At 42.4% G+C, this 22,253-nt stretch carries 20 protein-coding genes and 2 tRNA genes; 6 read left to right on the top strand and 16 right to left on the bottom strand.

Annotated features, from left to right (window positions below; genetic code table 11):
- The first annotated feature begins 168 nt into the window (after nucleotides 1–168).
- Both JMX83_RS05215 and JMX83_RS05210 read left to right on the top strand, forming a co-directional pair.
- Complete coding sequence (locus JMX83_RS05215; RefSeq protein WP_201599485.1) at nucleotides 169–717, top strand: hypothetical protein; 549 nt, start codon at nucleotides 169–171, stop codon at nucleotides 715–717.
- A 28-nt stretch (nucleotides 718–745) separates the two neighbouring features.
- On the top strand, nucleotides 746–1,309 hold the full coding sequence (locus JMX83_RS05210; RefSeq protein WP_201599484.1) for a hypothetical protein: 564 nt from the start codon (nucleotides 746–748) through the stop codon (nucleotides 1,307–1,309).
- Nucleotides 1,310–1,423: 114 nt separating this feature from the next.
- Here JMX83_RS05210 and pnp read toward each other — a convergent pair whose 3' ends face one another.
- From pnp to tpiA, 14 genes are all read right to left on the bottom strand, one after another.
- Nucleotides 1,424–3,526, bottom strand: coding sequence for a polyribonucleotide nucleotidyltransferase (gene pnp, locus JMX83_RS05205; RefSeq protein WP_201599483.1), 2,103 nt, complete (start codon nucleotides 3,524–3,526; stop codon nucleotides 1,424–1,426).
- Nucleotides 3,527–4,249: 723 nt separating this feature from the next.
- Nucleotides 4,250–4,516 (bottom strand): 30S ribosomal protein S15, encoded by a 267-nt coding sequence (gene rpsO, locus JMX83_RS05200; protein WP_045443035.1) that lies wholly within the window; start codon nucleotides 4,514–4,516, stop codon nucleotides 4,250–4,252.
- A 374-nt stretch (nucleotides 4,517–4,890) separates the two neighbouring features.
- Nucleotides 4,891–5,067, bottom strand: coding sequence for a hypothetical protein (locus tag JMX83_RS05195; RefSeq protein WP_201599482.1), 177 nt, complete (start codon nucleotides 5,065–5,067; stop codon nucleotides 4,891–4,893).
- A 118-nt stretch (nucleotides 5,068–5,185) separates the two neighbouring features.
- Entirely contained in the window at nucleotides 5,186–5,347 is a 162-nt protein-coding gene (locus JMX83_RS05190) for a hypothetical protein (RefSeq protein ID WP_201599481.1), read from the bottom strand.
- A gap of 74 nt (nucleotides 5,348–5,421) precedes the next feature.
- Nucleotides 5,422–5,946 carry a type 1 glutamine amidotransferase domain-containing protein gene (locus JMX83_RS05185; protein WP_201599480.1) on the bottom strand — a complete coding sequence of 175 codons (525 nt, stop codon included), beginning with the start codon at nucleotides 5,944–5,946 and terminating at the stop codon, nucleotides 5,422–5,424.
- Nucleotides 5,947–6,325: 379 nt separating this feature from the next.
- Nucleotides 6,326–7,414 (bottom strand): tRNA pseudouridine(55) synthase TruB, encoded by a 1,089-nt coding sequence (truB, locus tag JMX83_RS05180; RefSeq protein WP_201599479.1) that lies wholly within the window; start codon nucleotides 7,412–7,414, stop codon nucleotides 6,326–6,328.
- A gap of 9 nt (nucleotides 7,415–7,423) precedes the next feature.
- Nucleotides 7,424–7,813 carry a ribosome-binding factor A gene (locus JMX83_RS05175; RefSeq protein WP_201599478.1) on the bottom strand — a complete coding sequence of 130 codons (390 nt, stop codon included), beginning with the start codon at nucleotides 7,811–7,813 and terminating at the stop codon, nucleotides 7,424–7,426.
- Between the two features lie 202 nt (nucleotides 7,814–8,015).
- On the bottom strand, nucleotides 8,016–10,751 hold the full coding sequence (gene infB / locus JMX83_RS05170) for a translation initiation factor IF-2 (protein WP_201599477.1): 2,736 nt from the start codon (nucleotides 10,749–10,751) through the stop codon (nucleotides 8,016–8,018).
- A gap of 148 nt (nucleotides 10,752–10,899) precedes the next feature.
- On the bottom strand, nucleotides 10,900–12,384 hold the full coding sequence (nusA, locus tag JMX83_RS05165; RefSeq protein WP_201599476.1) for a transcription termination factor NusA: 1,485 nt from the start codon (nucleotides 12,382–12,384) through the stop codon (nucleotides 10,900–10,902).
- A gap of 123 nt (nucleotides 12,385–12,507) precedes the next feature.
- Entirely contained in the window at nucleotides 12,508–13,008 is a 501-nt protein-coding gene (rimP, locus tag JMX83_RS05160) for a ribosome maturation factor RimP (protein WP_201599475.1), read from the bottom strand.
- A gap of 443 nt (nucleotides 13,009–13,451) precedes the next feature.
- A tRNA-Met gene (locus JMX83_RS05155) sits at nucleotides 13,452–13,528 on the bottom strand.
- Nucleotides 13,529–13,652: 124 nt separating this feature from the next.
- Nucleotides 13,653–13,736 (bottom strand) — tRNA-Leu (locus tag JMX83_RS05150).
- Between the two features lie 142 nt (nucleotides 13,737–13,878).
- The gene (gene secG, locus JMX83_RS05145; RefSeq protein ID WP_021814138.1) at nucleotides 13,879–14,187 is read right to left on the bottom strand and encodes a preprotein translocase subunit SecG; all 309 of its coding nucleotides are present in this window, start codon (nucleotides 14,185–14,187) and stop codon (nucleotides 13,879–13,881) included.
- A gap of 215 nt (nucleotides 14,188–14,402) precedes the next feature.
- Nucleotides 14,403–15,215 carry a triose-phosphate isomerase gene (gene tpiA / locus JMX83_RS05140; RefSeq protein ID WP_201599474.1) on the bottom strand — a complete coding sequence of 271 codons (813 nt, stop codon included), beginning with the start codon at nucleotides 15,213–15,215 and terminating at the stop codon, nucleotides 14,403–14,405.
- A 388-nt stretch (nucleotides 15,216–15,603) separates the two neighbouring features.
- Here tpiA and pilB point away from each other — a divergent pair, with 388 nt between their 5' ends.
- The 4 genes from pilB (at nucleotide 15,604) to coaE (ending at nucleotide 20,465) form a co-directional block, all read left to right on the top strand.
- The gene (gene pilB / locus JMX83_RS05135) at nucleotides 15,604–17,319 is read left to right on the top strand and encodes a type IV-A pilus assembly ATPase PilB (RefSeq protein WP_201599473.1); all 1,716 of its coding nucleotides are present in this window, start codon (nucleotides 15,604–15,606) and stop codon (nucleotides 17,317–17,319) included.
- Between the two features lie 221 nt (nucleotides 17,320–17,540).
- A complete protein-coding gene (locus JMX83_RS05130) occupies nucleotides 17,541–18,764 on the top strand; it encodes a type II secretion system F family protein (protein WP_201599472.1) in 1,224 nt (407 codons plus the stop codon).
- 7 nt (nucleotides 18,765–18,771) lie between these two features.
- The gene (locus JMX83_RS05125) at nucleotides 18,772–19,674 is read left to right on the top strand and encodes a prepilin peptidase (RefSeq protein WP_201599471.1); all 903 of its coding nucleotides are present in this window, start codon (nucleotides 18,772–18,774) and stop codon (nucleotides 19,672–19,674) included.
- Nucleotides 19,675–19,778: 104 nt separating this feature from the next.
- Nucleotides 19,779–20,465, top strand: a complete 687-nt coding sequence (gene coaE, locus JMX83_RS05120) for a dephospho-CoA kinase (RefSeq protein ID WP_201599470.1) — start codon at nucleotides 19,779–19,781, stop codon at nucleotides 20,463–20,465.
- Here the strand turns inward: coaE and rlmB are convergent.
- Nucleotides 20,428–21,198: a 23S rRNA (guanosine(2251)-2'-O)-methyltransferase RlmB gene (gene rlmB / locus JMX83_RS05115; RefSeq protein WP_093069689.1), complete on the bottom strand. Its 771-nt coding sequence runs from the start codon at nucleotides 21,196–21,198 to the stop codon at nucleotides 20,428–20,430. The genes coaE and rlmB overlap by 38 nt on opposite strands.
- A gap of 246 nt (nucleotides 21,199–21,444) precedes the next feature.
- The gene (ppnP, locus tag JMX83_RS05110) at nucleotides 21,445–21,780 is read right to left on the bottom strand and encodes a pyrimidine/purine nucleoside phosphorylase (protein ID WP_058023616.1); all 336 of its coding nucleotides are present in this window, start codon (nucleotides 21,778–21,780) and stop codon (nucleotides 21,445–21,447) included.
- Nucleotides 21,781–22,253 lie beyond the last annotated feature (473 nt).

The raw sequence follows: 22,253 nt of genomic DNA, 5'->3' as shown, positions 1-22,253 counted from the left end.
GTATAGTTCGGTTAGGTTGTCCATGTAAGAAGTCCTTGTTGTGAAGTTTGTCTTGGTAAACTCACTTTAGCAACTTCGGACTTCTTTTTTTATCTTTTTTTTGAGCCCTTATCCCGAACTGGGGTTATAGTAGGTCTACTTATATTCTTGCCATCAATTGATCATAATATGAACCGTAAAAAAACGCGCCCTGTATCGACCAAGTCTTCTAAAGCAAAAACTGCGCAAGCAGGCCGACGCGTTTGGGTAGTACTTATTTTTGCGGTGATACTCATTGCTATTGGTTACTTACTTTGGGTAAAACCCGAGCCAGAAGTGGTTTTACCTGTCAGCCAACCACCTACGATGAATGAGCAAACCGAGGCGGCTCAAGCGGCTTCAACTCTAGATGTCATAACTGACGAGCCTGACACTGTACTCACTGACAGCATTACCACTGATGAAAGCGCCAATGCAAACGACGATAAGCGTGTTGAAACGCCAAATCCTAAAGCTATTTTAAATGCGCCTCTGCCAAAGACGGACAGCTTAGCCAAAGAAGAAATTGATCGTTTAGAGGACGAACGTAAACGCTTAGCTGAACAAGAAAAGTTGGCTGCTGAACAATTGGCAATGAATAAACAGCTAACCGATATGAAAGCCGAACAAATCGCTCTACTTGAACAGCAGATAGCACAATTAGAAGCGGATAGCCCTGCTAGTACAGCGACACAATAAACGCAGGACTTTCACAAAGAGGTCTATAATGGCGATTCTACAACTCACACATGCCTCTATTTTAAATAGCAATGCACAGCTGCTTGTTTTACCTGTCAATAACGCTGGTGTCATTCTAGACCCTGTGCTCGCGCGAGCCAAAACATTATTTCCTGATAACTATTATCGTTATCATAGCGCGTGCCGTGATGGCAGTCTGAGTGTTGGCAGCTGCTTACTGCACAAGCGCACACGTGAGCAATCTGGTCTTGGCATCAGTAGTAACGGCAATCAACCAAGTTATATAGCCAACCTTGTTATATCAAACCACCCATACCATCCTGCACGGCCGCGTTGGCTCATCGCGGCTTTGATCGACCTGCAGCAGCAATTAATTCCGCTTATACGCTACCAAGGCATACGCAGAGTTGCATTACTCGCTCGTCCGCTTATCTCCGATAATCCACGCGATGCTATATCTAATGAAAATGGGAGTATAAACTCGCTACCTCTAGATTGGCAGACTGCTACGTTGCCATTACTGACTGAGCACTTACAAGGTCTGCCAAAGCTGCGTATCGATATACATGTGCCCAAAAATATCGATTTATAAGTGACTTTTTAGATAGCCATCATTTTTTTGCGCCCATAAAAAAACCGCTTTGAGCACTCACAAAGAGTATCTCAAGGCGGTTTTTATAGATCAGACTACATCAAAGGTTGAGTATTAGTTCTGCTCAACACCTTTCATAGTTAGCTTGATACGACCACGGTTATCAACGTCTTGCACAAGCACTTTAACGACCTGACCTTCTTTTAGATAATCAGATACATTTTCCACGCGCTCTTCTGCGATTTGTGAAATATGTACTAAACCATCAGTGTTTGGTAAAACATTCACAAATGCACCAAAGTCGACGATACGAGCAACCGTACCTTCATAAGTTTTGCCAACTTCAACTTCAGCAGTTATCGCTTCGATTTTACCGATAGCGGCTTTAGTAGCTGCTTTGTTTTCACCAAAGATACGGATAGTACCAGCGTCATCGATATCGATAACCGCACCAGTCTCTTCGGTTAGTTGACGGATAGTTGCACCGCCTTTACCGATAACGTCACGAATCTTGTCTGGGTTGATTTCGATAACAGCATAGTTCGGGGCATGAGCGTTGATTTCAGTACGGCTCTCAGGCAATACTTGGTTCATTGCGTCCAAGATATGGATACGGCCAGCGTGGGCTTGTTTAAGCGCTTGCTCCATGATGTCAGGAGTAATACCTTCAATCTTGATATCCATCTGTAGTGCAGTGATACCGTTTTTAGAACCGGCTACTTTAAAGTCCATATCACCTAGATGATCTTCGTCACCTAAGATATCTGACAAGACAGCAAAACGCTCACCTTCTTTAACCAGACCCATCGCGATACCAGCAACTGGTGCTTTTAATGGTACGCCTGCATCCATCAATGCCAAGCTTGCACCGCAAACAGACGCCATAGAAGATGAACCGTTTGATTCAGTGATTTCTGATACCACACGGATGACATATGGGAAGCGTTCGCTATCTGGTAGCATCGCTTGGACACCGCGGCGTGCAAGGCGACCATGGCCGATTTCACGACGCTTTGGAATACCTTCACGGCCTGTCTCGCCCACTGAGAAATGCGGGAAGTTGTAATGCAACATGAAATGGTCACGAATCGTGCCACCTAATGAGTCAATCATGTTGACGTCACGGCTGTTACCAAGCGTGGTTGTAACCAATGCTTGCGTCTCACCGCGGGTAAACAGCGCTGAACCATGTGTATATGGTAATACGCCCACTTGTACGTCAAGCGCACGAACCGTCTCAGGATCACGACCATCGATACGTGGCTTGCCTGACAAGATATTGTCACGAACGGTACGATATTTAAGGTCGTTGTAGATTTCTTTTAACTCAGACACAGTATCGGCATAAGTTTCTGACTCAGCATCACCAGCAAGCGTATCAATGATTGATTGTTTGATCTCATCAAGCTTCGTGTAGCGCTCTTGCTTATCAGTGATGGTGTATGCATCCGCAACTTGCTCACCGAACTGCTCTTTCATGCTGCTAGTCAGTGCTTGATCACGCTCAGGCGCAGAATACTGCTGCTTAGCAGTACCAATTTCTTCCGCCATTGACGCGATATTGTCGATAACGATTTGCTGCTGCTGATGACCGTATAATACCGCACCTAACATTTGATCTTCTGACAACTCAGCCGCTTCAGACTCAACCATCAATACCGCTGACTTCGTACCAGCCACGACCAAATCTAGATCACTGGTTTCAAGCTGCTCAGTCGTTGGGTTTAGTACGTATTCGCCGTTAATAAAACCAACACGAGCGGCAGCGACAGGGCCATTGAATGGCGCATCAGAGATAGCCAATGCGGCTGAAGCACCGATTAATGCAGCGATGTCTGCAGACTGCGTTTTATCTGATGATACAACTGTCGCAGTGATTTGAATCTCGTTTACATAACCTTCAGGGAAGAGCGGACGAATCGGGCGGTCGATTAAGCGAGAGGTTAGCGTTTCAAACTCGCTCGCGCGGCCTTCACGTTTGCCGTAAGCACCTGGGATTTTACCCGCTGCATACATTTTTTCTTGATAGTTTACGGTCAATGGAAAGAAGTTTTGACCTTCTTTGGCCTCTGATTTTACGACTGCTGCGACAAGTACGGTCACGCCGCCCATGTGTACTAAAATAGAGTTTGCTTGACGAGCAATACGTCCTGTCTCGATAACGACCTGCTGGTCGCCGTACTGAAATTCACGCTTAATGGTATTAAACATTGTCATATAATCTTCCTAATGTTGACTGACAAAAGTGATATCAGTTTCAGAAAATCTGATATCTGTCATTAAAATTCTGTGTATATGGTCATTAACTGACAATCTCTCTATTAGAAATCATCTCAATCAATGCCAATAACTTTACCTAATTATTTCATATATCTTTTCGTGCTAGACATCGTACTATTATGTATATTTGGTCGTTCAATTTTGGCTTTACTATAAATACTATCAAACAGACATTAAGTCAAAAGACTTCGGCGCTAAAAACCGTCTAGGCTATTTCTACGCTCTTAAGAATCAGCTATTCACGCAATAAGCTAAGAGACAAGTACTTTATCAGTAGTCGCTATATATTCAGTAGATATACTATCGAACTCACAAGGCATTATTTTACAGTGATTTATAGCCATTGACCAATTAATTGCAGAACAGAGCCGTTATCGATAGGAAATACTGATTTTAACGCCCAATCAGCATCATTATCCCTATTTTTGGTCGCTTATGTTTGTCGACCTTGATGTGTTTTAGACAAATGGTGCTATCTAAACATAGCTTTCAAAATGAATAAGCATAAAAAAACGGCGTGAAACTATTCCACACCGTTTTTAGAAAAATCTATTTTATCGATAACAACAAACAAGTTCCAAGCGGTTAGTAAAAATTTTAAAATTCTGCCATATAATGGCGTCTTTTGTTTTATCACCCACTCGTACTATTGTCGTTAGATTAGCGACGTAGACCTAACTGGCTAATAAGAGTGGTATAGCGACCAAGATCTTTACCTTTTAGGTAATCAAGCAATTTACGACGCGTGTTAACCATACGGATAAGACCGCGACGGCTATGATGGTCAGCTTTATGTGCTTTGAAATGGTTCTGCAAATCGTTGATACGAGCGCTCAACAAAGCTACTTGAACTTCTGGAGAGCCAGTGTCATTTTCGCCACGTTGGTATTGAGCGATGATTTGTTCACGATCGGTATTAGTTAGCATAAATATCTCCGGCAATGCTAAAAACTTTAAAAACAGACTACAATTTGAGTCAGATTAAAAGCAGTAGAATAGTAAATAAAATAACTTGCGCGCCATTCAGGACAACCCTGCATTACTAGAGTTGACCTAGTGTACGACAAGTTCAGTTAAAGATAACGACCATTTAACACGTTTGAACGTATGCGTTATACTAGTCAAAGCCAATACCTAGTTAAGGTGTCGATCTAACCAACATACATTATTCAAAACTTGATTTAAATGTGAGGGCAATTATAACAAAAAACTGCTGAACTAGCAGCAGTTTTTCATAATACTTGTAAATTTGGATTTGGCCTTAATGGGAAGACAACTCATCAACAGATCATAAAATTTGCTTATTTGTTAACATCATCTTGTGTTGCATTGCCACCTAGCTCGTCATCGTCAAGTGGTGACGCTGTGGTGACTTCTGCCAAACTATCAGGAGTAGCATCCTCACTAGGATTAATGTCTTCTGATAATTGCTGAATTTTTTTTTGTTGCGCATCCATATTATCTGTTGAGTTATTCATGTTAGCTCCTACATTATTATTTTTTAAAATATCTATTTTACCGATACTAAGATAATTATTGATACTAAGCTAAAGCCAAATGCAGTTGTGCCATCCTATAGTGAATGACACAGAAATACTATTTGTCTTCTTTAGCACTTTCTAGATTACTAGCAATGCGGTCTGCTGCTGCTTCGCTGTTTTCAGTATGGTTATCTTCAGTTTGACTCTTAAGAGCGGCGGTTGCCGATTCAGCACGTTGTTGCTCAAGCTTGGTATCGTTTGGGTTAGAGTTAGACATAATATTTTCCTTAGTTGTAGTTATAAATAGTTGAAAGGTTTAGATACCTCATCTTTTAATAGATGAAGAAAAAATTAAGATAGTGCTTTATCAATGGCATCGACAAAGTTGCTAATATCATCTGGATTACGCGAAGTAATTAAATTGCCATCGACCTGTACTGTTTTGTCGACGTACGTTGCACCAGCATTTTCTAAATCTGTTTGCAGCGTATGATAGGCGGTCAGTGTTTTGCCTTTTGCAATACCTGTGTTGATAAGTGCCCAAGAGGCATGGCATATGACAGCTAATGGTTTACCTGCATCATTGATGGCATTGATGATCTTGTGAGCTTCTTTGTTACCACGGATCGTATCCGCATTAACCGTGCCACCTGGTAATACTAATGCATCATAATCAGAAACATTTGCATCTTTTACGAAAATATCAGCAGTAAAGGTATCACCTTTATCTACATCCTGCTGCATAGCCTGCACTTCTTTGTCTTTATTAGTAGTGATCAGAAGGGTCTTATAACCTTTGTCTTTTAATTGATTATTAACGTCTTCGTATTCTGCTTGCTCAAAGTTATTGTGTAGTAAAAAAGCGATCGTTTTCATGATATTCCTTTTCTATTTATACTTGTTTCTGTTTATTTACATTTGAATTTTTATAATCGAATTTATTATTATATAGTTTTTGTTGTTTATTATTATTTGATAAATGATTATTGCGTTAATAATAGTCATCCTCTGACGTATTTTTTCTTATTAAAGAACATCCTTTCTACATGCTTTTTTATTCTTATTTTCTATTGTTATATCATTCTTCCATTTTTTTGATCCAGCTTTCCCTAGCTGGTATATCTACTGTACAAAAAAAACAGGTTTCACCATAGGTGAAACCTGCAATAAAATGTGACGGTATGTGATTAGTGTAAACTATTAGTAAATTGAATAGGTCTCAGTTAACAGATTAGCTATAGCAATCACTCTATTATCAGCGCTGAATCAACTTTTTAGGCTGTAATCGACCATTGAGGCTAACGGCTCCCAATCCCAGAAATTCTCCTTGCTCATTTAGCAAGCGTATATCAACAGGTAGCTCGTGCTCTAAAGGCTGCGAGATGTCAATGCTGTCTTCAGTACCAATATCAGAACTAACAGTATTAGTTTCTGCTTCACTACCATTGGATATTTGATAAGCAGCATTGCTTGCGACATAATCTCTAAGCTTACCTGTCAAGCTATCGGATACGTTTAAGCGCTGTCCCATATGTACGCGCGCGCATTGTTCTTCAGTCAATATCAATTCAGCATCGATATCAATGCACGCATCGACAGGCAATAACTGAGAGTGTCGGCTATCTAAATCTTTATCTTCTAAAGCCGATAGTGCAATAGACTCATCAATACTAAAATTACCGACTTGCGTACGACGCAATGCCGTTAAATGTCCAAGCGTACCCAATGTTTTCGCGATATCCTCTGCTAACACACGTACGTAAGTCCCTTTGGTACAAGTGACTGTCAAACGAATCTGTGTATCATCAATCGCATGCAGCTCAATCGCCTTAATAGTAATATCTCTCGGTGGCCTATCGATTTCAATACCAGCACGGGCATACTCATACAGTTTTTTGCCATCTTTTTTTAATGCTGAATACATCGGTGGTATCTGCTGCTGAGGGCCCAGAAACTGCTGTGCGATAGTAGCCAATGAAAAATCATCAAATGCTGAAATAGCAGATTGTGCCACCACATGACCGTCTGCATCACCCGTATCGGTTTGACTACCCAGCAAAATCGTTGCTTGATAAGACTTATCAGCATCCAGTTGATAATGACTAAACTTGGTCGCTTCGCCTAGGCAAATCGGCAGTAAACCAGTTGCCATCGGATCAAGCGTACCAGTATGACCAGCCTTTTTGCTATCGTGTATCGGTGACTTAAACAAATACTTCACTTTTGACACAACTTGCTGTGAAGTCATACCTTTGGGTTTGTCCACCAAGATAACACCTGAAACTTTTATTTTTTCAGGTGCTTTGTTGGCTTTTTTATCAACTTGCTTAGACGCTATAGACATAATAATAATTTACTCGTCATTCTCGTTTTGCTCAGTTTTAGTGACGGCTTTACTGATCAAGTCCATCATGTAGTTACCACGAGCAGTCACTTCATCATAGTGAAAGCGTAGACGCGGCGTAGTACGTGTTTTTAGGCTATGGCTCAGCTCCGTACGCAAAAATCCTGCTGCTTTATTCAGTACTTTGACGCTTTCTTCGTGATTGGTCTTAGTCATGGCATCATTGAGCTCAGGCTCCATGATAGTGACATAGACATCTGCATAGCCTAAATCTGGGCTGACTTTGACACTGGAGATTGTGACAAAGCCAGTCAAACGAGGATCATTGACTTCATCACGAATAAGAACAGCAAGCTCACGCTGGATCTGATCGGATAAGCGTTGTAAACGTTGGTTCATGTTGTTACCTTACTTTAATGGGCTTATTGTTATTAATATATAGAACTGTTTGCTAAAAAATGTAGTGATGATATTTGCTAAAAAAGGCCTAGCAGGGTGTACCTGATAGGCCTAAGTACAGCTGAATATCGACAGAATATTTAGCATGCTCAGCACATTTGGCATATTGCATTGCTACATACTCTCCTATCGAACAGCGGCTTTAGATAGTACGTGCGAACTCTTGAATTTCAAAGACTTCGATCTTATCGCCAGCTTCGACATCATAGCCACGAACGGCCAGACCACATTCCATACCAGTACGTACTTCATTGACGTCTTCTTTATAGCGACGTAATGATTGCAATTGACCAGTAAAGATAACTTGGTCATCACGCAATACGCGGATAGGTTTGTTGCGATAGATTGTACCTTCAACCACCATACAACCAGCAGCCGCACCAAACTTACTAGAACGGAACACTTCACGAACGTCTGCAACACCAAGGATTTTCTCACGATGTTCAGGAGCCAGCATACCGCTCATTGCAGATTTCACATCGTCGATCAAACCATAGATGACACTATAGTAGCGAATATCCATGTTAGCAGTATCTGCTTTACGGCGTGCGGTGGCATCTGCACGGACGTTGAAGCCTAACAATACCGCTTCGCTAGATTCTGCAAGTGTTACGTCAGACTCAGAGATAGGACCAACGCCTGAACTGATGACTCTGACTTTTACTTCATCAGTAGACAACTCGTTCAATGCAGCTAGTAGTGCTTCAAGTGAACCACGTACATCTGTTTTCAATACAATGTTCAAGAATGACACATCGCCTTGACCCATTTGATCGAACATACTCTCTAAACGCATGGCATTTTGACGTTCAAGTTGACGCTCACGCTCACGGTTGGTTCTAAAGTCCGCAACTTCACGAGCTTTTTTCTCATCCGTCACAACTAGGAACTCGCTACCAGCAGCAGGTGTTTCAGGCAAGCCCAAAATCTCTACAGGAATAGACGGACCCGCCGACTTGATACGTTGACCATGCTCGTCAGTTAGTGCACGAACTTTACCATAATGCTCACCAGCTAGAACCAAGTCGCCTTGCTTCAATGTGCCTTTCTTAACTAGGACGCTAACGACAGGGCCACGACCTTTTTCAAGTCTTGATTCGATAACCACGCCTTGTGCAGCACCGTCTAGTGGCGCTTCTAGCTCCATTAACTCAGCTTGTAAGCTAATAAATTCTAGTAAGTCATCAATACCTTCACCAGTTTTGGCTGAGATACGTGCCATTGGTGTATCACCACCCCATTCTTCTGAGATGACTTCTTTCGTTGTCAATTCATTAAGAACACGGTCAGGATCAGCGCCTGGTTTATCCATTTTGTTGATAGCGACAATGATCGGCGTACCAGCAGCACGTGCATGATCAATCGCTTCTGCCGTTTGCGGCATCATGCCATCATCAGCTGCGACAACAAGTACAACAATATCAGTCGCCTGAGCACCACGTGAACGCATGGCGCTAAAGGCCGCGTGACCTGGGGTGTCAAGGAAAGTAATAACACCGCGCTCGGTTTTTACATGGTAAGCACCAATATGCTGAGTAATACCACCCGCTTCACCATTCGCAACTTTCGTTTCACGAATTTTATCAAGCAGTGATGTCTTACCATGATCGACGTGGCCCATGATGGTTACTACTGGCGGACGAGTTTGAACGTTACTGCTACGCTCATCAACCGCATCTTGTAGATCGTCTTCCACTTTGGTATCACTGACTGGTACTGGGTTGTGACCCATCTCTTCAACCAGCAAACTTGCAGTTGCTTGATCAATCGTGTCTGATTCACGAGCCATTTCGCCCATTTTCATGAGTAATTTGGTGACTTCGCGAGCTTTAACCGCCATACGCTGTGCAAGATCAGCAACTGAGATTTGCTCGCTAATTTCGACATCATAAACGATTTTTTCGACTGGTTTTTCAAACTTATGCTGTGAAGCTTGTGTTGAACGCAAACCGTTTTTACGGTTTTTGATCTCACGCTCATCTTGATTCTTACGACGACGACCACGAGTACCAGTGCTGTTTGCACCGCGTTTGATTTCGCGACGCTCTTTTTCAAATGATTCTTCTAATGCATCACCAACTAGACCTTCAGCCAATGGTTCATCTTTACGTACTTCAGTAACAGGCTCACGGTCGGTATATTTACCAGCCATTTTGCGCATTTGCTCAAGTGTACGCTTTTGTGCTTCTTCAGCTTGAGTACGGCGGGTCTCTAATTCGATTTCACGCAGACGCGCTTCTTCTTTCTCACGAGTCTCGCGAGCTTTACGCTCAGCAGCGGTTTCAACTTTAGGCTTAGTAGCAGCCACTTTTTTCTTTGGCTGCTCTTTAGGCTTAACTTCAACAGTGGCCTTGCTCGCTTTACCGCCTTTTTTAACGACAACTGAGGTAGAGATATCATCGTTTTTGTCGTCTGATTTTTTGCTAGAGCCTAGACTTGCACGCATCGCTGCTAAGGTTGCCGCTTGACGCTCTTCCGCTTTTTTCTTAGTAGCGGCACGTTCTTCGGCTTCTTTGGCAGCACGTTCTTGAGACTCAATGAGAGCCTGCTCACGCGCTGCTAGTTCTTCAGCCATTTTTTCTGGATCAGGCTTTTCGAATACTTTCTTTTTACGCACTTCAACATTGACGCTCTTAGATTTGCCCGAAGAGCCAGTCACACGCGCGGTACTAGTAGTCTTAGACTTCAGACTAATACGACGCTTTTCTTGTTGACCATGACTTTGTTTTAAATACGTCACCAGCTTTTCTTGCTCAAGCTCAGTGACTAAGTCATCCTCTGCGCGAGCAGGCAGGCCAGCATCTACTAATTGCTGCTTTACAGCACTTGTAGTTTTGCCTACCATTTCTGCCAGTTCTTTGACGGTCTTATCTGCCATTTATTATCACCTACTGTCTATTATTTGCTATATGTTCAATTCAGTTGTTGGCTACAAATGATTGGGTTAAGGCTGATACTTATAAATAGATATCAGCACTTTATTCTCAATAGCATATCACCAAAAGACAGCGATATGCAGTTACCGCTTATTCATCGAACCAAGATTCCCGAGCTTTCATGATGAGTTTTCCTGCAGTTTCAGAGTCTAATCCTTCGATATCTTCTAGATCGAAGACGGCTTGTTCTGCCAAATCATCAACGGTAATAATGTCTTTTTGCGCCATTTTATAGGCCCAGCTGACTGTCATACCTTCAAGCTCTTGGAGCTCTTGACTTGGCTCTTTCATGTTCTGTTGTTTGACCAGCTCGTCAGCGATGACGACATCTTTAGCACGTTCTTGAATCATATCGATTGCTTCATCATCTAAGCCTTCGATGTCATAGAAGGTCTCAACTGGCACGTAGGCGACTTCTTCGATACTGGTAAAACCGATATCAACCAATGCCTGTGCTAAGTCTTGATCAACTTCTAAGCGCTCATAAAATAATTCGATGAATGCTTTTGATTCGTTTTCTTGACGCTGTTTGTACTCTTCTTCGAGCATCATATTAAGCTTATAACCAGTCAACTCAGAGGCTAGACGTACATTCTGACCTTGAGAGCCAATAGCACGCGCTAACTGATCATTGGTGCTAAAGATAATATCTGCTGTTTGAGTGTCTTCATCTAAAATGATGCTGCTGACATCAGCTGGCTCTAAAGAGCTGATGATAAACTGAGCAGGATCATCTGACCATACCACGACATCGATACGCTCACCATCTAGTTCTTGCTGTACTGCTTGGATACGTGTACCACGCATACCAATACAGGCACCAACTGGGTCAATACGATGATCGTTGGTCTTCACGGCTATTTTAGCACGGGTGCCTGGTAGACGAGCGACGTTACGAATTTCAATAATTTGTTCTGCGATCTCAGGTACTTCTTTTTGCATCAATGCTGATAGCATTTCAGGATGCGTGCGAGATAACAATAATTGTGCACCGCGGTTTTCACGGTTTACATGGTACAAGATAGCGTTGATACGCGATTTTGCACGTAGCTGCTCACGTGGCAACATCTGATCGCGTGACAAGTATCCTTCAGCATTGTCGCCCAAGTCAATAATATAGCCATCACGTGTCTGTTTCTTGACTTCGCCATACATCATTTCACCAACACGTGGCTCAAAAGCGTCTGCAACAAGTGCACGCTCAGCTTCACGGATTTTTTGGATGATGACCTGTTTTGCTTGAGTAGCCGCAATACGACCAAATTCAATCGATTCGATTTGCTCTTCTTTAATATCACCAATTGACCATTCTTCTTGATCAAGATCTGTGATAGCAAGCTGACAAGCAGGCATTTCATGGTCTTCATCTGCAACCACGGTCCAGTAACGATAAGTGTCATAATCGCCAGTTGCACGATCGATAGATACTCGCACAGCCACTTCTGGCTGCTCGGTATATACTTTTTTCTTGGTTGATACCACCAAAGCGTCTTCTATGGCTTCAAAGATATCTTCAGGATTTAAGCCCTTTTCATTACTGACAGTTTCTACTACCGTTAAGATTTCACGACTCATGCTATACCTGTCCTATCATTTTTTAATTGACTTAAATTTTATAATTTGGATGTTGCTATAAGCCACATAAGCTATTTGAAGATGACACTGCTAATCTATGAGCAGCTGCCTAATAATATGTATTTAGGCATCTTCGTAAACTAAGTTGGCTTTATCAATATTACTTAATGCAATCTCAAACTGCTCACCATCGCTTGACGTCAGTTTTAAAGCTTTATCATCGATACTATCTAATGTACCTGTTGCTTTACGACGTTTTTGATCACCTGTGCCGATAGCTTGAATCAAACGTAAGCTTACTGTTTGACCCACATAGGCATGCATCTGCTCATCTGAGAAAAATGCACGGTCGAAACCAGGTGAAGACACTTCTAAAATATATTCACCAGCGATAGGATCATGAACTTCGAGAATACCGCTTACTTGATGGTTCACTGCGGCACAGTCTTCGATAGTAACGTGTTTATCTTGGGCTTGCTCTTCTGGCAGTGCCTCAATATAAATGCGCAATAAAGAGCGGCGGCCTTGTGGCGCAAATTCTATACCCCATAGCGACACATCGCAAGCGGCCACAGCAGGGGCAATAATATTAGTCAGTTCTGCAACTTTAGTCGAAAGCTTCATAATCTCTTTGTATTTTCCTATTCGCTTATCTATCGTACTTAGTAAACCGTATCAAAGCTTTGCTCTTTTCGTACTTATATATAGTAAGAATTACGGTCATTATATAATGGTAAACCACAAACATATAACAGGTGTTGTGCGTTTATATAGGGACGAGCCTAAAAAACATCAAGCTCAGCCAAACAATGCTTTTATTAGTTATAAAGCACTACTATCGATAAAAGCGTGAGGAATAAAAGATAGTGTTGCTTAAGGAGCATCGTGCCAGTGGCGGCCGATGATGACCAGTGACGAGTAATATCGTACTCTATAGACTTAGAGCTTAGCATAAGTAGGATAGATACCGCGATAACACTGACCTTCAGATACAAAAAAACCCACAAACATTATGGTGGGTTAATCGGTACTGACAAATTTAGTGTACAAAACATCAGTATAAAAAGTGGTAGCGGGGGCTGGATTTGAACCAACGACCTTCGGGTTATGAGCCCGACGAGCTACCAGACTGCTCCACCCCGCATCAATCTAGAACGCATATTATAGGGAGATAATGTAGAAGTGTCAACACTTTATTTAAAATAATTATAAATTAAGTGGTTGCTACTAAAAAATCCAACCTGACGCTATGCTGCGTCTGTGAAACTTGGTGCGATTGGGGGGACTTGAACCCCCACAGCTTTCGCCACCACCCCCTCAAGATGGCGTGTCTACCATTCCACCACAATCGCATTTTACTACTCTGTTTTCTAACTTCCTATCTACTATATATAATGCGTAAGGTAGGCATTAATAGATAAGGACTTGCGGAAACAGAAAAGCATTGTAAATGTAACCTACCAAAATAGCAAGCGCTGACTACTCAAAAGCCATTTATTCAGGATTTTGAGTCAATGGACGCGGCGTTTGCGGTGCTGATACCGGTGCATCTAGACGAAATTGATCTTCTGCTTGCTTACGCGCATGAACAGCCAACGTCATACTGGTAATAAAGAATATGACCGTCAATACTGCAGTCGCACGCGTCAAAAAGTTGGCGGTTCCCGCCGCGCCAAATACTGTACCTGATGAGCCGGCACCAAAAGAAGCCCCAGCATCTGCCCCTTTACCATGCTGTATCAAAATCAAGCCGATCATGGCAATGGCCACGATAATATGCAGGGCTAATATAAACGTAAACATGGTGGCCTCTTTTGCCGCGTAATGACGACTGATAACGGAAAATAAAACGTAAAGTTAATAAAAATAATGACTAGCATCTGATAATGCCAAATCGATTATATAAATAAGGCGCATTGTACACGATTGCAAGGGTACTGTTAAACCTACTTTTACCAACTGGTAAAACCATACTGTCTATCAGCTATGATACTGATATCTGAGCATTATTTATTCGATTAAGCATTCGCTTGACTAAAAGCATCAGCGATCGCTAAGAAGCTATCTGCTTTCAATGAGGCCCCGCCAACCAAAGCACCATCAATCATAGGGTCAGCAGCAAAGCTATCGGCATTACCAGCATTAACGCTACCGCCATACAGTACGGTAATCGCACCTGCTATGTCAGCAAAGCCCGCAACGGTTTGCTTGATATGCTGATGAGTCTTACTCACTTCTGCCACAGTCGGCACTTTGCCAGTACCAATTGCCCAGACAGGTTCGTAGGCGACGAGTAGCTTTTCAGATAACGATGATGCTAAATCTGGTTGCTGAGCAAGCATATTTTTAATCACTGAGAGTTGTTCATTGATAACGTCAAGTGTTTGATCATTATCATACTGTTCTTGCGTTTCGCCGATACAGAACACCACGCCAAGATTCTGAGAAAACGCATGAGACAGTTTATTTATTAGACAGTCATGAGATTCTTTATGATACTGGCGACGCTCAGAGTGACCAAGTATTGTCCAAGTGGCTCCTGTATCTGCGACTTGCTGTGCTGAGCAGTCTCCCGTATAAGCGCCTGTGCTTGCACTATGAGCGCTCACGTCTTGAGCGGCACTGATTATTGAACTATTTGCTAAGCGTGCACTGACTGCGGCCAAATGAATACAGCTTGGTGCTACCATCAATGTGCATTGACTACTAGAGGTTGGCGTTTTAGCTTGATTTTTAGCATCAACCTTAGTCAGCAGGTCATCTAACAGCGCATCAACATCATGGCTAGTTGCTGGATTCTGTTTCCAATTACCGATCACCCAAGCTTGCATACTTATTTACCTTGTCTCATGTATTCGCGCCAATTCGGCTCATATGCGCGCCAGTATAACAAATAATTCGTAAGTGCTATAGTAGTGTGCTGCCAGAAGCAGCCGCGCTTTTCAATACCTATGTTCAAAAATGACAGCTAAAAGCAGAGATTTTGATGTATTGATTGTTTAATCATTTGTAGAAAGCCTTTAAACTAAAATCAAGTAAAGTCGTATATTGTGTTTAACAGAAATTAAATATTATTAAACGCTTTCTAAGTTCTTACGAAAGAAGTAAAAATAACTTGCTGAATCAAACAACGTATCGATTACCGCAAATATATTAAAACATATATAGTAGTCTGTATTCTAAAGCGGTGTGCAAACCCTTTGTCAAGGAGAGGTCATAATGTCTATTACAACCAGTAAATATGGTGGTCTGGCGCAGCAGCTCATCAGTGATGGTGTCGTTAGCGAAGCAAATATGAAAACGGCACAGATTGAGTCGCAGCAGCAGCAAATAGGATTGGTGCCTTACCTTGTAGGCAATAAACTGGCTGATTCTTATCACCTTGCCCAAATGTTATCACAAGCCTTTGGCGATCCCTTATTCGATCTCGATGCGCTCAGCACTGATGTCATTCCAAAGGATTTAGTCGATGAAAAAATCGTCCGTAAGTTTAATGCATTGCCACTATTTAAGCGCGGTCAACGCTTATTTGTAGCGCTAAGTGATCCAACTCGTGTCGATGCTATTGATGCCATTGCCTTTAATTCTCGCTTGTCTATTGAAACGATTGTTGTTGAAGAAAACAAGCTAAAAAAGCGTATCGAAAGCGTTTACGCTGATACGATGCAGAGCTTTGACAGCTTCTCCAACAGTGATTTAAATGTTGACTTTGAAGAGGGTGATGAAGGTAACGATGACGGTGAAACGAAGCTTAGCGACGGGGTAGATGAGGCACCTGTTGTAAAATTCGTCAATAAAATGCTGGTCGATGCCATTCGCATGGGTGCCTCTGATCTGCATTTTGAACCTTACGAAAAATCTTTCCGAGTACGTTTTCGTGTTGATGGTGTGATGGAAAAGATAGCCAATCCGCCAGTCCAACTGGCCAACAAAATCGCAGCTCGCTTAAAAGTCATGTCACAGATGGACATCTCAGAGCGCCGAGTACCGCAAGATGGACGTATCAAGCTCAAAATCTCTAAAACTAAAGCCATTGACTTCCGTGTGAACTCGTTACCAACTTTGTTCGGTGAAAAAATTGTTTTGCGTATCTTAGATCCTTCATCAGCCATGCTTGGTATTGATGCGCTAGGGTATGAACCCGATCAACAGGAGATGTTTTTAGAAGCACTGCACAAACCACAAGGTATGCTGCTGATTACTGGTCCCACTGGTTCTGGTAAGACAGTCTCTCTTTATACGGGTATCAATATTTTAAACACTGGTGCCACCAATATCTCAACCGCCGAAGACCCTGTGGAGATTAACCTTGAGGGTATCAATCAGGTCAATGTCAACGCTAAAGTTGGTCTGACCTTTGCTAATGCGCTCAAGTCTTTTTTGCGTCAAGATCCTGATATTGTCATGGTTGGTGAGATTCGTGACTTGGAGACTGCCGAGATCGCTATTAAAGCGGCACAAACAGGACACATGGTACTCTCCACCTTACATACCAACTCAGCACCCGAGACGTTGACGCGTTTGCGTAATATGGGTGTGGCTTCTTTTAACATTGCAACGTCAGTCAACTTAGTCATTGCCCAACGTTTGGCGCGGCGGTTATGCAAAAACTGTAAGAAACCGATCAATATTCCACGGCAAAGCCTACTAGAGATCGGCTTTACTGATACAGACTTGGACAATTCAGACAATGTAATTTATGAGCCAGTAGGCTGCAATGAATGCCGTGAAGGTTATAAAGGTCGTGTGGGTATTTATGAGGTGATGAAGGTCAGCCCCGACATCTCACGTATCATTATGGAAGATGGCAATGCCATAGATATCAAAGATGCGGCGCTCAAAAACGGTTTTCGAGATCTGCGCCGTTCTGGGGTTTTAAAAGTTCTACAAGGTGTCACCAGTATTCAAGAAATGATGCGTGTTACTTCTGAATAAACCGTATAAATATTAAGTCGTATATAAAACTGTTAATCTTCTAGTATTTTGCTTTCTGAAGACTTCAAAATTAGAAATATTATCTAATAGATATATCTAAAAAATAAAACAGATAGGCACTGGTTTTTTGCGCTAAAATAAAGTATATCAGCCAACGATTTTGTCTGGTATCCTGCTTTACATTTGCAATATCTATATTAGGCAATTTCGAGGGTAGTAATATGGCAAAAGCTAAGACTGACATGCTGTTAGACTTTGTCTATGATGGCGTGAACCGACGCGGGCAAAAGGTGAAAGGTGAAACCACTAGTCGTAGCTTAGAGTTAGCCAAAGCAACTTTACGCAAGCAAGGGATCACGGTTAAAGGTATCAAAAAGAAACCAAAACCGCTCTATACCTTCAAAAAATCAATTAAAGCCATTGATATTGCGATTTTTGCTCGGCAGTTGGCCACCATGATGAAAGCAGGTGTCCCGCTGACTCAGTCCTTTGAAATTGTGGCTGATTCCCTTGATAATCCGAGTATGAAAGACTTGGTGCTACAAATCAAAGCCGATATCGAAGCAGGTGGCACCTTTGCTTCCGCCCTACGTAAACATCCTCGTTACTTTGATGATCTATTCTGCTCACTTGTCGAATCTGGCGAACAATCAGGTGCGCTAGAGACCATGCTTGAGCGTGTAGCGACTTACAAAGAAAAAAGCGAACTACTAAAAGCAAAGATTAAGAAAGCAATGAAATATCCCATTGCTGTTATTGTGGTGGCTATTATCGTTACTATGATTCTATTAATAAAAGTAGTGCCTGTATTCTCGGACTTATTTAGTTCATTTGGTGCAGAGCTGCCTGCCTTTACCCAAATGGTGGTGGGTATGTCTGAATGGATGCAATCATGGTGGTTTATTTTAATTATCGTAATTGGTGGGGCTATTATCGGATTTTCAGAAGCCAAGAAACGTTCCAAAAAATTCCGTGACTTCTTAGACCGCGCTGTACTAAAAGCACCGATTTTTGGCAATATTGCTTATCAAGCTGTCATTGCGCGGTTCGCTCGTACCCTATCTACAACTTTTGCCGCTGGTGTACCCCTCATTGATGCACTAGATTCTACTGCTGGTGCGACCAACAATGTCGTTTTTTACAATGCCACTCAGCAAATTAAAAACGACGTCTCTACTGGTCAGCAACTACAGTTCTCCATCCGTTCAACTAACCTGTTCCCAAGTCTAGTCATTCAAATGGTGGGTATCGGAGAAGAGTCTGGTAGCTTGGAAGAAATGTTAGATAAAGTCGCTGTCTATTATGAGAATGAGGTTGACAACGCCGTTGATGGTTTAACCAGCTTAATGGAACCACTCATTATGGCTGTACTGGGTGTATTGGTCGGTGGCTTAGTTATTGCAATGTACTTACCAATCTTCCAAATGGGCTCAGTCGTAGGATAATGATTTAATGCAATTTATAACGTTACTACAAGAAAATATAACTTTAGCTTTGGTCATATTTGGTTTATTAGGTCTTTGTATTGGCAGTTTTTTAAATGTCGTGATTCATCGTATACCGCTGATGATGATTTATGGTTGGCGACAAGAATGTAGCCAATTTATGATCGAACAGGCAGATATACCACGCGAGCATACGCTACCCATAGCGAATATCGTAGCTGCTGACCAACCCATTACTTTGAGTCGACCTGCCTCACGCTGCCCCCATTGCGCTCATAAGATTAAATGGTATGAAAACATACCCTTAATCAGCTGGCTAACACTAAGAGGGCGCTGTTCAAACTGCAAAGCTGCTATTGGTCTGCGTTATCCTGTAGTTGAGCTAGTAACCGCTTTACTATCGGTGCTCGTGATCTACAAATTCGGCGTCAATGCAGCTGGATTGTCAGCGCTCGTTTTAGTGTGGACACTAGTGGCTCTAACAGGTATTGATTTTGATACGCAGCTATTACCCGATCGCCTGACTTTTCCACTAGCAGGTCTAGGATTGGCGGTCAACTCACAAGGCTGGTTTGTCTCGCCAACGCAGTCGATATGGGGATTGCTCTTTGGATTTTTATCCCTGTGGATCGTCGTCAAAGTATTCTACTTAATCACTAAGAAACATGGGATGGGACAAGGTGATTTTAAATTATTAGCAGTATTAGGTGCTTGGCTCGGACCCATGATGTTGCCACTCATTATTTTATTATCATCTTTGCTTGGGTCAATCGTCGGGATAATCTTGATGAAAAAACAAGGTGAGAGCAGGCCTTTTGCCTTTGGTCCTTACATTGCTGTCGCAGGTATTGTTGCTTTATTATACGGCTCAGATATCGTCAGCTGGTATCTTGGTATGTATACTTACTAAGTCTTGATAGTAAGTTTTTTACCCTAATCTATAAGCACAATTATTGATAAGCAATTTCTTCACTAGTCACTGCTTTTACTATCTCTGTCAAATAAGCCATCATTATGTCAAATAAAGTCGCACAATCTTATTCGCGTCAACCACAAAGTCTACAGACAAAAAACAAGACGCTCGTCGTTGGTTTAACAGGCGGGATCGGTAGTGGCAAATCCGCTGCTAGTGCTTGGTTTGCTGAGCAAGGGATCGATATTATCGATGCCGATGTGATCGCTCATGAGATCGTTACTAAAGGCAGCGACACGCTGCGCAAAATCCAAAAAAGATTCGGTGATTGGGTATTGAATGGTGATGGGTCAATGGATAGAGCCGCTGTACGCTCGCATGTATTTGCAAACCCTGAAGCGCTTATTGAGCTTGAGGCGATCACGCATCCAGCGATACGTGAGACAGCGAAAGCACAGTTAGAGTCTAGTACCTCACCTTATGTGGTATTGTCCGCACCTCTACTCATCGAGGGAGCTGAAGCGGGTCTTGCCAATTTATGTCAACGTATCCTTGTGATGGATGCTACCGAAAACACGCAACTTGCGCGTGCCAGTCAGCGTGATGATCAAAGTATTCAAAAAATCGAAGCCATTATGACCAACCAGCTCAGTCGTGAAGAGCGCAATCGTCATGCAGACGATGTCATACTCAACGAGAGCGACCTTGCCTCTCTATACTTACAGCTAGAACCCTTACACCAAGAGTACCTTACGCTTGCCCAGCAGCTAAAGTTCGCTGGCGATTAACCTCATATAGAGCCATACCAGTAGCGACGCTTACGTTTAGACTTTGTAAGTTACCATGCTCGTTTCCTGACATTGGAATATAGACCAGCTCATCGCAGCTCTCCATTGTCAGGCGGCGCATCCCCTCTCCTTCTGACCCCATGATGATGGCAGTTTTGCCAGTCAGATCAGCGGCATGGATAGGCTTCGCATCCGCATTGAGTGCCGTACCAAACACAAATACTCCTGCGTTTTTGATGTGCGAAAGTGTACGTGCCAAATTGGTGACACTAATAATCGGCATCATCTCTGCGGCACCAACGGATACTTTAGCGACTGTGGGCGTCAGACTTGCTGCATGGTGCTTCGGACAAACCACGGCATCCACACCCATTGCTACGGCTGTACGTAAGCAAGCGCCAAAGTTATGTGCGTCTGTGATTTGATCTAGCACTAATAATAGGCACTGTTCGCGACCAATAATGGTATCAAGCAGACCTTCATCAGCAAAACCTAGCGGACGAGCATTGAGTACCACGCCTTGATGCTGCGGGCTACCACATAGCTGTGTCAGCTTATCTTTTTGGGTCGGCTGGATACTGATACCATTAGCTTCCGCCTCAGCCATAATGGCTTGTACATGACTGTCGCTCTCACGTCCCTGTTGCACAAACAAGCTAAGACCATCCAAAGGGCGGTGTTTAAGTAACGCATCAATGGCATGAATGCCGTAAAAATAAATGGGTTTTGCCATAACAGGCCTATTAAGTATTAGGTGGATATCGCGCTAAGCGATGGAATAAGAATAATATTATCGACGTTGAGCACTGCAACTCGTTGCCAATAAGGGATCGATTAAGTCAGCACTAAAAACAGAAATAAACAATACCAATCTGATATTGTTTATTGTTTGGTCATTAATATTTGATGGCGTTAGCTATTCACTGATGCTACTAGCTTAACCGCGCCCAATTTTAACTTAATCGCATTGTTGATAATATCAACCTTCTAAATGGCAGACATACTGGACGATTTCTTCGGTACGTAGATTGAAACCGCTATTGCCTTCGACGACAAATGATTGACCAGCACGGTAGTAGCTGAACTCGTCATCACCATTAATTTTCACTTCACACTCGCCGCCAGTGATTTCGATACGCTCGGATGTATTGGTACTAAAGTGATAATGCTCAACCAAGTTATCACAAGGTAAGATCACGCCCAAGGTTTTGTGACGACCGTCTTCAAACATAATGGTATGGCTGGAACAGCGACCATCATAAGATACTGTCGCTTGGGCATTAACTGTTACGTTAGTAAATTGCGCCGCTGTCATAGTGGCTTCCTTATCAAATAATTATGGTAAAACTAAAAAATAAGTAACTGGTTACCGTATCGCTAGAGCTGCGTCATCAACACACCTCTCTGCACTGAGTACGGTATCCTTCTCTACTAGATATCTGCGCACTAAGAGTAGCCACAGGTTCTATGAAAACGCTTTGGAATAATGACTGATTGGCATACTCTTCTCACTATACGCCTGTAATTTTACAAAATCATGACTCGTTGTCATGCACCGTATTTCATCAATATAACAAGAGGAGTTTATCATTATGTGAGATTATGCTACCACATTATCTCTATAAAGTTTGTTAAAGCGACTAGGAAAATACTGTTTAATGCTGAGCTCAAATGGACTTATTTATCTGCTTTTGTACCATTAACGCATCGTGATACTGAATCTATTTTTATGAGTTTTGTCCGAAATCGCGCTTAGTATATAGATATCATTTTGCTATAATCAACCCT

Origin of the sequence: Psychrobacter piscatorii (genome assembly GCF_904846415.1) — a bacterium.
Taxonomy (GTDB): domain Bacteria; phylum Pseudomonadota; class Gammaproteobacteria; order Pseudomonadales; family Moraxellaceae; genus Psychrobacter; species Psychrobacter piscatorii.
This window is presented reverse-complemented; position numbering and strand designations above follow the sequence as displayed.

What these genes read in the sequence shown, in the direction of transcription:
- JMX83_RS05215 (WP_201599485.1), top strand. Translation starts at nt 169, where the DNA reads ATGAACCGTAAAAAAACGCGCCCTGTATCGACCAAGTCTTCTAAAGCA.
- truB (WP_201599479.1), bottom strand. Translation starts at nt 7,414, where the DNA reads ATGTCTATAGCGTCTAAGCAAGTTGATAAAAAAGCCAACAAAGCACCT.
- rlmB (WP_093069689.1), bottom strand. Translation starts at nt 21,198, where the DNA reads ATGGCAAAACCCATTTATTTTTACGGCATTCATGCCATTGATGCGTTA.
- rpsO (WP_045443035.1), bottom strand. Translation starts at nt 4,516, where the DNA reads ATGCTAACTAATACCGATCGTGAACAAATCATCGCTCAATACCAACGT.
- JMX83_RS05210 (WP_201599484.1), top strand. Translation starts at nt 746, where the DNA reads ATGGCGATTCTACAACTCACACATGCCTCTATTTTAAATAGCAATGCA.
- JMX83_RS05175 (WP_201599478.1), bottom strand. Translation starts at nt 7,813, where the DNA reads ATGAACCAACGTTTACAACGCTTATCCGATCAGATCCAGCGTGAGCTT.
- JMX83_RS05130 (WP_201599472.1), top strand. Translation starts at nt 17,541, where the DNA reads ATGGCAAAAGCTAAGACTGACATGCTGTTAGACTTTGTCTATGATGGC.
- pnp (WP_201599483.1), bottom strand. Translation starts at nt 3,526, where the DNA reads ATGACAATGTTTAATACCATTAAGCGTGAATTTCAGTACGGCGACCAG.
- infB (WP_201599477.1), bottom strand. Translation starts at nt 10,751, where the DNA reads ATGGCAGATAAGACCGTCAAAGAACTGGCAGAAATGGTAGGCAAAACT.
- tpiA (WP_201599474.1), bottom strand. Translation starts at nt 15,215, where the DNA reads ATGCAAGCTTGGGTGATCGGTAATTGGAAACAGAATCCAGCAACTAGC.
- JMX83_RS05195 (WP_201599482.1), bottom strand. Translation starts at nt 5,067, where the DNA reads ATGAATAACTCAACAGATAATATGGATGCGCAACAAAAAAAAATTCAG.
- pilB (WP_201599473.1), top strand. Translation starts at nt 15,604, where the DNA reads ATGTCTATTACAACCAGTAAATATGGTGGTCTGGCGCAGCAGCTCATC.
- JMX83_RS05190 (WP_201599481.1), bottom strand. Translation starts at nt 5,347, where the DNA reads ATGTCTAACTCTAACCCAAACGATACCAAGCTTGAGCAACAACGTGCT.
- secG (WP_021814138.1), bottom strand. Translation starts at nt 14,187, where the DNA reads ATGTTTACGTTTATATTAGCCCTGCATATTATCGTGGCCATTGCCATG.
- JMX83_RS05185 (WP_201599480.1), bottom strand. Translation starts at nt 5,946, where the DNA reads ATGAAAACGATCGCTTTTTTACTACACAATAACTTTGAGCAAGCAGAA.
- JMX83_RS05125 (WP_201599471.1), top strand. Translation starts at nt 18,772, where the DNA reads ATGCAATTTATAACGTTACTACAAGAAAATATAACTTTAGCTTTGGTC.
- nusA (WP_201599476.1), bottom strand. Translation starts at nt 12,384, where the DNA reads ATGAGTCGTGAAATCTTAACGGTAGTAGAAACTGTCAGTAATGAAAAG.
- ppnP (WP_058023616.1), bottom strand. Translation starts at nt 21,780, where the DNA reads ATGACAGCGGCGCAATTTACTAACGTAACAGTTAATGCCCAAGCGACA.
- rimP (WP_201599475.1), bottom strand. Translation starts at nt 13,008, where the DNA reads ATGAAGCTTTCGACTAAAGTTGCAGAACTGACTAATATTATTGCCCCT.
- coaE (WP_201599470.1), top strand. Translation starts at nt 19,779, where the DNA reads ATGTCAAATAAAGTCGCACAATCTTATTCGCGTCAACCACAAAGTCTA.